Raw genomic sequence first — 11723 nt, 5'->3', positions numbered from 1 at the left:
GCTCTACTGGCCCTGTCCGCCCGCGCCGGCCATCGCGACGACGAGCTTGCGCGGTCCGGCGTACGGCATGCGCCCGTGCGAAACGAGCATGTTCTCGAGAATGGCGATGTCGCCGTCCTGCCACCGGAACATGACGGTCTCATCCCGGTAGGCGCGGCGGATCTCGGCGAGGTCTGCTTCGTCGATCGCGCTGCCGTCGCCGTAGTAGGTGTTGCGTGGCAGGCCCTGCTCGCCGAAGGTGGCCAGCAGCGTTTCGCGGATTTCGGGCGCCTGCGCGGAAATGTGGAACAGGTGCGCCTGGTTGAACCAAGCGGTTTCGCCGGTTTCCGGATGCGTCGCCACCGCTTGGCAGACCTGACGGGTGCGCAGGCTGTCGTCGGAGAGCCATTCGTACTCAATCCCGGCGCGGTCGCAGAACGCCTCGACCTCGGTCCGCTCCGGCGTCTGGAACACGTCCTGCCACGGCAAATCCAGGCCCTGCCCGTAATTGCGCACGTACATCACGCCGTGTTCGGCAAACCGGTCGCGGATCGCGGCGGGGATGCGCGCCAGGACACGGGTGCTGTCCGCGAGCGGCGTCTGGCCGCCTTCGGGGGCGGCCTGCACCGAGTAGAAGCCCAGTTTCAGCGGCCACGACCGGCTGTAGGCCATCTCGTTGTGCTGCGGGATTTCCTGCGTGGCCGGGTACTCGGTCGAGGTGTAGACGTTGCCCGCGACGTGGCTGCGCGGCGTCGATCCGTAGGAGTACTCCAGCATGTCGCCGCCGACCAGCCGCACCACCTGCTCGAACTCGGCGACGTCGCCGACGGTGAACCCGCGTAGCAGCACGGCTTTGTGCCGGACGGTCTGCTCACGGACCTGCTCGCGGTTGGCCTCGACCCAGGACAGCGCGTTGACGCCGTCGACGGCCGGGGCGAACAGCAGCGGCGTCGGGCCGTCGGCCAGCAGCGGGCGGGCCGAGACCAGCGTCTCCGGCGCGAGGCTCACCGCGGTCCGCCGCCGGGGCCGGAACTGGGCTGGTCCGCTTTCCCGATTGCTCATCTTCCCGCTTCCTGTCGTGCGTTGGGTTCTGCCCGGTCGGGCGCCACGGCGCGGCGGCGCCGTCGCAGGGCTCCTTGGCTGTAGGCGGCGGCTCCGGCCGCGCCTGCGGCCCGTTCCGCCTCGTCAGCGGCGGCGAGTTCGTCCGCAAGGTCCGCGATCGCGGCGCCCGGGTCAGCGGTCACGGCGCACAGCACCCGCGCGATGTGACCGGCCAGCCGGACGATCGCGCCGGGCCGGAACAGGCTGGTCTTGTACTCGCACACCAGGCTCAAGCCTGCGCCCGTGCGGCGGAACTCCAGCCGGAGGTCGTAGCGAGCCATGCCGGGCGGCACCCCGACCGGCTGCGCGTCCAAGCCGCCGAAGCCACCGGCGACTGGTTCGTCCTGCACGACGAACCAGGTCTGGAACAACGGCAGGTGACTGGCCGAGCGCTCCGGCTGCACCTCCTGCACGACGCGTTCGAACGGCGCTTCGGAGTGCGCGTAGGCGTCCAGGCAGGTGGCCCGGACTTGTTCCAGCAGGCTCGCGAACGTGGGCTCGCCGCCCGGGTCCGCGCGCAGCACGACGGTGTTGACCAGACAGCCGATCAGCTCCTCGGTTTCCGGCCGGGACCGGTTCGCGACCGGCGTGCCGACCACCACCTCGGGCAGCTCCCTCGCCTGCTGAAAAGCGACCGCGGTGGCCGCGAACAAGACCATGAACGGCGTCGTGCCGGTCCGGTCCGCCGCTTCGGCCGCGCCGGCCGCGACCGCGGCGGGCAGCTCGGCCTGGTGCACCGCGCTGGCGTGCGTCTGCACTTCCGGCCGGGGTAAGTCGGTCGGCAGTGGGGCAGGGGAGATCCCGGCCAGCTTCGCGCGCCAGTGCGCGAGATCGTCGGCGACCTGCTTGCCTGCCAAGCGGTCCTGCTGCCAGGCGGCGTAGTCGGCGAACTGGATCGGCAGCGGCGCGCGCGCGATCGGCTCGCCGGCGAGCGCGGTGCGGTAGTTCTCCGCCAGCTCGCGCAGCAGGAGATCGAGCGAGTGACCGTCGGCGACGAGGTGGTGCAGGCACAGCGCGAGCTGGTGCTCCCGCGGGGCGGTTCGCACCAAGACGATCCGCCACAGCGGGCCCTCGGTGAGGTCGAACGGGGTTTGCGCGACCGCCGCTGCCAGCCGGTCGGCGTGGTGCGGCCGGCCGGACAGATCGACCACCGGCAGCTCGGCGGCAAGGTGGTCCCGCGCGAGCTGACCCGCTTCGGAACCGGCGACCGTCAGGTGCGTGCGGAGGCTTTCGTGCCGGTCGACCACCGCCTGCAGCGCCGTGCGCAACGCCCGCGGGTCCAGTTCTCCGGACAACCGCAGGACGCCGGCGATGTGGTAGAGCTGGGTGCCGGGCCGCCAGCGTTCCAGGAACCAGAGCCGCAGTTGCGCCGACGAGAGCGGAGCCGGTCCGGTCCGTTCGCGCGGGACGATCGGTGTTTCGTCGGGCCGGGCACCGGCGATTTCCTTGGCCATCGCGGCGAGGTCGGGCGCTTCGAAGACGGTGCGCAGCGGCAGTTCGACACCGAACTCGGCACGAATGCGGCCCTGCAGCCGGGTGGCGATCAGCGAATGCCCGCCGAGAGCGAAGAAACTGTCGTGCAGCCCGGCGTCCGGTACGCGCAGCACGCTGCACCACAGCTCAGCGAGCGCCTTCTCGGTCGGCGTACGCGGTGCGACGTACCCGGCGGCCGGTTCGTCGCCGTCTCCCGGCGCGGGAAGCGCGGCGACGTCGATCTTCCCGTGCGCGGTGAGCGGGAAGGCTCCCAGTGTGACGTAATGCGCCGGACGCAGGTGCGCCGGAAGGGTCTCCCGGACGCGGGCGCGGAGGTCGCTGGTGTCGCCGTCCGCGGTGAGATAAGCGACCAGACGCTGGTCGCCGGGCTCGTCTTCGCGCAGGATCACGCGCACGCCGGTGACCTGGGGGTGGCGGCGCAGTGCTGCTTCGATTTCGTTCGGTTCGACGCGGTGGCCGCGCAGCTGCACCTGGTCGTCGGAACGGCCGAGGTAGACGAAGGCTCCGTCGGGCAGCGCGTGCGCGCGGTCGCCGGTGCGGTACATCCGCGAACCGGGTTCCCCGAACGGGTCCGGCACGAATCGCTCGGCGGTCAGCCCGGGCCTGCCGAGGTAGCCGCGGGCCGGACCGGCTCCGCCGACGTGGAGGTGCCCGGCGACCCCGGCGGGCACCGGCCGGAGATCGTCGTCGAGCAGGTAGGCGCGCAGGTCCGGGATCGGGCGGCCGACGACGCTGCCGGACCTGCGGTCCAGGTCCGGACTGCCGACCGGGTGCCGCGTGACGTGGACGGTGGTCTCGGTGATTCCGTACATGTTCACCAGTTGCGGCCGGTCCAGCCCGAAGCGTGCGGCCCAGCCGGCGAGCCGGTCCGCGGGCAGCGCCTCGCCGCCGAAGATCACCGTGCGCAGCGCGGGCAGCCCGGAGACCGTCTCGGCCAGCGGCAGGAAGGCCGAGGGCGTTTGGTTGAGCACGGTGATCGCGTGGTCGGCCAGGACCCGGGCGAACTCGGCGGGAGCCCGCCGGGTGGTGTCGTCGACGAGGACCAGCCGGCCGCCGTGCGCGAGCGCACCCCACAGTTCCCAGACCGAGAAGTCGAACGACACGGAGTGGAACAGGCTCCACACGTCCTCGCGGTCGAATTCGAACCAGTGCCGGGTCGCGTCGAACAGCCGGGCGGCGTTGCCGTGCGGGACCAGGACGCCCTTCGGTTGCCCGGTCGATCCGGACGTGTAGATCACGTAGGCGAGGTGCGCGGGATTGACCGGAGCCGGGGCAGGCGCGGCCGGCGCGGCCGGCGCGGCCGCGAGCACGCGCGGCCCGGCGGGCACCCGGCCGGTCAGATCCGGCGAGGCGACCACGACCGGGGCGCCGCTGTCGGAGACCAGATAGTCGAGCCGTTCTTGCGGATAAGCCGGGTCGAGCGGCAAGTACGCGCCGCCGGCGAGATGGCAGGCGAGTATCGCGATCACCTGGAGCGGCCCGCGGTCCAGCAGGACGCCGACCAGCACGTCCGGCCCGACCCCGGCGGCACGCAGCCTGCTCGCCAGGCCCCCCGCGCGGCGCAGCACGGCCTGGTAGGTGAGCTGTTCGTCGCCCCACACCAGCGCCACCGCGTCGGGTTGCGCTCGCGCCGCCTCGACGAACCGCTCGATCAGCGCCGGGCCGCGGACCTCTGCCGGCGCGGGGTTCCAGGCGCGCAGCAACCGGTCGTCCGCCGGGGCCAGCGAGACGCTGCCGACCCGGCGGCCTGGACCATCCACAAACGACTCAAGTGCGCGGATCACCTGCTCGGCCAACGCGGCGGCGCAGTCCTCGGGGCAGCGATCGGTGGCGTACATGAGACGGAGCGCCAGCCGCTCGCCCGGGGCGGCGACGAGGGTCAGCGCCGCGTCGGTCTGCTCCGTGGCGCGCACGTCGTGCGCCCGCAATCCGCCGCGCGGCTCTACGGCGTGTTCGCCGAGCGGGTAATTTTCGAAGACCACCAGGCTGTCGAACAGGCGGCTGCCTCGGGGCACGCTGCTGCAGCCCTGTATCCGCACCAACGGCGTGTGTTCGTACTGCCGGACTTCGGCGAACGACGACTGCACGGCACGCAGCCACGGCGCCACCTCGGCGTCCGGGTCGATGCGCAGGCGCATCGGCAGGGTGTTGATGAACAGTCCGACCATGCTCTCGACCGCGGGCAGCTCCGGCGGCCGCCCGGACACGGTCACGCCGAACACGACGTCGTCGGATTCGGCGTGGCGGGCGAGGACCAGGCCCCATGCCGCCTGCACCGCGGTGCTCAACGTCAACCCGTTGCCCCGGCACAGGTCCCGGAGCGCGCGGGTGCGCTCCGGGGACAGCTCGACCTCGACTGTCGCGGCGCCGATCGGGCCGCATCCGGGCTGGTCCAACGGAATCGGGGTCGGCGCGGTGAACCCGGCGAGCGCTTCGCGCCATCCGGCGTCGGCCTCCGCGTCGTCCTGCTCGCACAGCCAGCTGACGTACTTCTCGTACGGCGGCACGGCGGGCAGGTGCGGCCGCTGCCCGGCGCGATGCGCCTCGTACGCGGTGAACAGGTCGGCGAGGACGATCGGCAGCGACCAGCCGTCCATCAGCAGGTGGTGATGCGTCCAGACGAACCGGTGGGTCCGCTCGGCGACCCGGGCGAGGGCGAAGCGGAACAGAGGCGGTTCGACCAGGTCGAATCCGGCGGCGCGCTCGCTCTGCAGCAGGTCGGAGACGAGCGCGGCCGCGTCGTCGCGACCGCTCCAGTCGGCCAGCTGCCACGGCTCCGGCACGTCGCGGTGGACGACCTGCACGGGATCTTCGCCGTCCGGCTGGTGGAAGGTCGTGCGCAGCGCGGGGTGCCGGGATACCACCTCGTGCCAGGCGCTGCGAAACGCGTCGACCTCGAGGTCGCCTTCCAGCGCAAAGGAAAGCTGCACGACGTACACGCCGCTGTCGGGCGACAGCAGTGCGTGAAAGTGCATGCCCTGTTGCAACGGCGACAGCGGATACGTCGCTTCGGCTCCGGATGCGCCAGCCGGTTCGGCGAGATCGCGGACGTGCTCGAGAAACTCTTCGGCGAGCCGGGCGACGGTGCGCTCCGCGTGCATCGCGGGCACATGGGTCCAGCGGACGTGCAACCGCCCGGCCACCACGAAGGCGGTCACCTCCAGGGGATACGGTCGCGGCTGCCGGGGATCCTGCGTGCCGGAAGGCAGTTCGGCGACGAGTTCCCACAGGGCGTCGCCGAGTCCGCCGTCAAGCTGGCCGAGGTAGTTGAAGCACACCTCCGGCACCGGAAGGGAACGCAACGGCGCGTCCGAGCCGTGCCGCAGCGCCAGGCACCCGGTGCCGACCGCTTCCGTGCCGTCCTTGCCGAGCACGACCGGCTCGATGACCGTGAACCAGCCGACGGTGCGGGTGAGATCGGCATCCGGACCGGCGTCGCGGCCGTGGCCCTCGACGTCGACCAGCACTCGGTCGCGGCCCGTCCAGCCGGTCAGCACCCGGCCGAGCGCGGTGTGCAGGACGTCCTTCGCGGACCGGCTGCCGGCCGGCCGCAGCAGCACCGAGGTCTGGGCTTCGTCGAGAGCGACGGTCACGGTGCGAGCGTCGCCGACGGCACCGGCTCCAGCGTGCGCGAAATCGGCGGGTGCGAAATCCGCCGGGACGCTTCCGTCCTGCTGTTCCAGCAGCGTTCGGCACCGGTCCGGGTCGCCCGCGCGGACGGCAGCCGACCCGGCCCACTGACGGAACGACGTGGTTTTCGGCGGCAAGACGACCGGCTCGTCCCGGAGTGCTTGCCGGTACGCGGTGGCGAGGTCGTCGAGCAGGATTCGCCAGGAAACCCCGTCCACTCCGAGATGGTGCGCGACGAGCAGGACACGGTGGTCGTCCTCGGAGACGGCGGCGTACAGCGCGCTCAGCAGCACGCCGCTGCCGAGATCGAGTGAGCGCTGTGTCTCCGCGACGCGAGCGTCGAGCGCAGAGAACCGCTGCGCTGCGGGCAATGCGGTGAGGTCAGCGACCTGAAGCAGCGCGGGCGGTTCCGCCGGGAGCGGGGCGGTGTCCAGCACCCATCCGTCTTCGGCGCGCAATCGCAGGCGTAGCGCGTCGTGGTGCGCGAGCAGCGCGTGCAGTGCCGTTTCCAACGCCGCCGGGTCGAGCGGCTGGGCGGAGCGAAGGACGAGCGCCTGGTTGAAATGGTGTGGTGCGGGCAGCTTCTGGTCGAGGAACCACTGCTGGATCGGCGTCGCGGGGACGGACCCGGCGACCGGGCCTTGCTCGGCGGCGACGGCCGGTGCCGATCCGGCCACGGCGGCCAGGTCAGCGACGGTCTGGTACTGGAACAGCTGCTTCGCGGTGACGGCCAGCCCGGCTTGCGCGGCGCGGGAAACGACCTGGATGCTCAGGATCGAGTCGCCGCCGAGCGCGAAGAAGTTGTCGTCCCGTCCCACTCGGGCGATGCCGAGCACCTGCTCCCAGACCGCGGCGAGCGCGCGTTCGGCCGCGGTGCGCGGCGGCCGGTATTCCTCGCCCGCGGTGAAATCGGGCTCCGGCAGCGCGTCGCGGTTGACTTTTCCGTTGCTGGTCAACGGCATCCGGTCGAGCAGCACGATCGCCGCGGGCACCATGAACTCCGGCAGGCGGCGGGCGCAGTGCTCGCGCAGCTCTGCCGCGGCGGGGCGGGGTTCGGCGACCACGTAGGCGGCGAGCCGGGTTGTGCCGCGGCGGACCAGCACCGCGGCTTCGCGCACTGCGGGGTGGTCGAGCAGCACCGTCTCGATCTCGCCGGGCTCGACCCGGAATCCGCGCAGCTGCACCTGATTGTCGGCCCGGCCGAGAAATAACAGACCGCCGTCGGGGCCGAACCGCGCGCGGTCCCCGGTGCGGTAGAGCCGTCCGCCCGGCGGGCCGAACAGGTCGGGCAGAAACCGTTGCGCGGTAAGCCCGGGACGGCCGAGATAGCCGCGCGACAGACCGGGCCCGCTCACGTACACCTCGCCCGCTACACCCGGCGGCACCGGCCGGAGATGCGCGTCGAGCAAGTGGACCTGAGTGTTGGCGAACGGACGGCCCAGCGTGGGTTCCGCGTCCTCCGCGCGGCACTGGCCGATGGTCGCGCCGACCGTGCACTCGGTCGGGCCGTAGCCGTTGAGGAACCGGCGGCCCGGTGCCCAGCGACGCACCACTTCCGCGGTGACGGCTTCTCCGGTCGAGGTCAGCACGGCGAGATCCGGCGGGGTCGCGGGCAGCGACGCGAGCGCGGACGGGGCGAGGGTCGCGTGCGTGATCGCCTGCCGGACCATCAGCCCGGCGAGTTCCGGGCCGGGCAGGCGCTCCTCGCCGGTCGCGATGCAGAGCGCGCCGCCGAAACACAGCGCCATCACGATGTCCCACAACGAGGCGTCGAAACCGAATGACGCGACGGCAAGCACCCGGTCCGCGGCGGCCGGGTCGATCGCGGCCGCCTCGGCGGCGACCAGGTTCGCCAGGCCGCGGTGCGCCATCAGCGCGCCCTTGGGCCGCCCGGAGGAACCGGAGGTGTAGATGACGTAAGCGAGGTGGTCCGGGCCGACCGCGACCGCGGGTGCGGATGCGGTCGCGACTGCGATTTCGTCCCGCTGGGCGTCGAGGCGCACGATCGTGCCGACGCCGGAAGGAACCGATCCGGCGAGTTCGCTGGTGGTCACGACGACGCGCAGACCGCTGTCGGCGGCCATGAACGAGAGCCGGTCCGCCGGGTAGGCCGGATCGAGCGGCAGGTAGGCCCCGCCCGCGGCGAGCACAGCGAGGAGGCTGACGATCGACTCGGCGGAGCGTTCGAGGAACACGCCGACCGGCGTCTCGGCGCGCACGCCCCGCTCGCGCAGCACGTGGGCGAGCCGGTGCGCGGACCGCAGCAGCGCGGCGTAGGTGAACTGCCGGTCGCCGCAGACGACCGCGATCGCGTCTGGCGTCCGGGCGGCCTGGCTCGCGACGAGCTGGTGCAGGCATTCGCCGGATCCGATCGGTGCCGCGGTGTCGTTCCACGCGGCGAGTTGCCGGGTTTCGGCGGGGGTGAGCAGCGGCACCGCGCTCGCCCGCCCGCCGGGGTCGGCGGCCATCGCGGCCAGCAGCAGGCAGTAGTGGTCGGCGAGCCGTTCGACAGTGCGCGCGGCGAACAGGTCCGTGCTGTACTCGACCACGCCGTGCAATCCGCCGTCGGTCTCGGTCACCGCGAAGGCCAGGTCGAACCGGGCGGTGCCGGGATCGAGATCGAGCTGCCGGGCGGTCACCCCTGGCAGGTCGACGTCGAAGGCGGAGGCGTTCTGCAGCGCGAACAACACCTGGTAGACCGGGTTGTGGCTGAGGTCCCGTCCGGGCCGCAGCGCTTCGGTGACCAGCTCGAACGGCACGTCCTGGGCGTAGGCCGCCAGGCAGGTGCGCCGGACCTGGTGCAGCAGGGCGCGGAAACTGGGATCGCCGCCGGTCCGGACGCGCAGCGCGACGGTGTTGGCGAAGAACCCGACGGTCTCCTCGAATTCCGGCCGTTCCCGGTTCGCGACCGGCGTGCCCGCCACCAGGTCGTCTTGCCCGCTGTGCCGGGCGAGGAGGACCGCGTACGCGGTGAACAGGGTCATGAAGAGGGTGACCTCTTCGTTCCGGCTCAACGCGATCAGGCGCCGGTGCAGGTCTGCCGGGACGGTGAAGGTGTGCACGGCGCCGGCGAAGGTCTGCACGGCCGGGCGCGGCCGGTCCAGCGGCAATTCGTGCAGCGCCGGTGCGCCGGAGAGCTGTTCTCGCCAGTAGTCCAGCCGGGCGCGCAGCTCCGGGCGGTCCTGCTGCCAGCGGGCGAACTGCGCGTACCGCGCGCTCGGCGGCGGCAGCGGGGCTCCCCGGTACGCGGTGGCGAAATCGCGCAGCAGCACGGAAAACGACCAGCCGTCGACCACCGCATGGTGCCCGGCCAGCACCAGCACGTGCTCATCGTCGGCGATGCACACCAGCGCGGCCCGCAGCAGCGGGGCACGGCCGAGGTCGAACGGGCGGCGCGCGACCTGCGCGGCCAATTCCCGCGCCGCGTCCGGCGTCGCCTCGGCGTTGATCAGCTCGATGCCGAGGCGCAGCTTGTCGGCGACCACCTGCACTGGCTGGCCGTTGTCCGAGACGATGGTGGTGCGCAACGCGGAATGCCGGGCGACGACCGCGTTGAGCGCGCGTTCGGCCTCCGGGACCGACATCGGTCCGGACAGGCGCACCGCAACATGCGACACGTAGGCAGCCGTACCGGGCAGGAGCTCTTCCAGGAACCACAGCTGGCGCTGCCCGGAGGAGAGCGGGGCGGGGGAGTCGCCGGACGGGAGTGAGGCGTCCGCGTGCGTGCGGTCCTGCGCGGCGATCTCGCGTGCGAGCGCCGCGAGATCGGCCGCCTCGAACACCGCGCGCACGGGCAGGTCGACGCCGAACGCCGCGCGCACCCGGCTTTGCACCATGGTGGCGAGCAGGGAATGGCCGCCGAGGGCGAGGAACCGGTCGTGCCTGCCCGCCTTCGGCACGGCGAGGACATCGGCCCAGATCGTCGCGAGGCGTTTTTCGGTGTCCGTAACCGGTTCTTCGTACGGCTGGCCGGAATCCCGGTGCACGGGAGGCAGTGCCGCGCGGTCGACCTTGCCGTTCGGGGTGGTGGGCAGCGCGTCGAGGAGCGGGAACGCGTCCGGCACCAGGTGGGCCGGCAGCCGCTCGGCGCAGTGCGACCGCAGGTCTTCGGAAGTCGTTTCGGAGGCCACCGCGTAAGCGGTGAGCGTGTCGGGCGCGGCGAGGACGACGCAATCGCGCACCGCGGGGTGCTCGCGCAGCACGGCTTCGACCTCGCCCGGTTCGATCCGGTGGCCGCGGACCTTCGCCTGCCGGTCGAGCCTGCCCACGAAGTCCAGTTCGCCGTCGAGACGGCGGAGCACGCGGTCGCCGGTCCGGTAAAGCCGTGCGCCGGGCTCGCCGAACGGATCCGGCACGAAACGTTCCGCGGTGGTCCCCGGACGGCGCCAGTAGCCGCGCGCCAAGCCGGGCCCGCCGAGATACAGTTCGCCGGAAGCGCCGGGCGGCGCCGGCCGGAGACCTGAGTCGAGGACGTGCGCGCGGGTGCCCGCGACCGGCACGCCGATGGTGACCGGCTCGTCCGGCACGCAGGTCGCCGCGGTCGACCAGACCGTCGCCTCGGTGGGTCCGTACAGGTTGTGGAAGCGGCGGCCGGGCGCCCACCGGCGGACGATTTCCGGCGGGCAAGTCTCGCCGGCGACCGAGACGGTCGCAAGCGCGGGCAGCTTCGCGGCCGGCGTGACCACCAACGCGGACGGCGGCAGGGTGACCGTCGTTACCGCTTGCCGGTCCAGCGTCGCGATCAGGTCCGCGCCGGGCATCAACCGCTCGCCGGGAAGGACCAGCGTAGCGCCGGAACACAACGCCATGACGATCTCGAACACCGAAGCGTCGAAGCTGGCGGACGCGAACTGCAGCACCCGCCTGCCGGGGCCGGTGCCGAGAATCCGTTGCTGCGCAAGGGCGAGCCCGGCGATGCCGAGATGGGTGAGCAGGGCGCCCTTTGGGCGTCCGGTGGATCCGGAGGTGTAGATGACGTACGCCAGGTCGTCGATGCGCGGGACCGGCAGTCCGGCGGTTTCGGAGGGCCACGGCCGGTCGAGCGGCAGCACCCGCGCGTTGTGGCGGGGCAGCGCGATCGCGGAATGGGTGAGCAGGAGCGGTACGTCGCTGTCCGCCAGCAGGAACTCCAGCCGCCGGACGGGGTACGCGGGGTCGATTGGGAGGTACGCACCGCCGGCCTTGAGCACTGCGAGCAGCGCGGTCACCAGGTCCGCGGTCGGCGGAAGACAGACACCCACGCGCTCGTCCGGCCCGACGCCCAGCGCGCGCAGACGGCGCGCCAAGGCGGTAGCGCGCGCGTCGAGCGCCCGGTAAGTGAGCTGACGTTCGGCGTGTGCCAGCGCGATCGCGTCCGGCGTCGCGTGCGCGTGCGCGGCGAACAGTTCGTGCAGTGCGGCCTGGCCGGACTGAGCGCTGGCGAGCGCGCGTGCGCCGTCCGGCGTGTTCGATGCCGTCATGCGGCCGCTTCGGCGGCGCGCCGGAAACCCGCGGCGGCCGTCGCCCGTGACTCGCTGGAT

Annotated in this window: 2 protein-coding genes; both read right to left on the bottom strand. The window is 72.5% G+C overall.

The genetic code is table 11. The features are described 5' to 3' along the window. Window positions 1-3 precede the first annotated feature (3 nt). Window positions 4-1041: a TauD/TfdA family dioxygenase gene (locus ACFORO_RS29425; RefSeq protein WP_377872260.1), complete on the bottom strand. Its 1038-nt coding sequence runs from the start codon at window positions 1039-1041 to the stop codon at window positions 4-6. Next, window positions 1038-11663 carry an amino acid adenylation domain-containing protein gene (locus ACFORO_RS29420; RefSeq protein WP_377872259.1) on the bottom strand — a complete coding sequence of 3542 codons (10626 nt, stop codon included), beginning with the start codon at window positions 11661-11663 and terminating at the stop codon, window positions 1038-1040. The genes ACFORO_RS29425 and ACFORO_RS29420 overlap by 4 nt, the downstream gene beginning before the upstream one ends. Between the last annotated feature and the right edge of the window lie 60 nt (window positions 11664-11723).

The organism is Amycolatopsis halotolerans (genome assembly GCF_042647905.1).
Taxonomy (GTDB): domain Bacteria; phylum Actinomycetota; class Actinomycetes; order Mycobacteriales; family Pseudonocardiaceae; genus Amycolatopsis; species Amycolatopsis halotolerans.
This window is presented reverse-complemented; position numbering and strand designations above follow the sequence as displayed.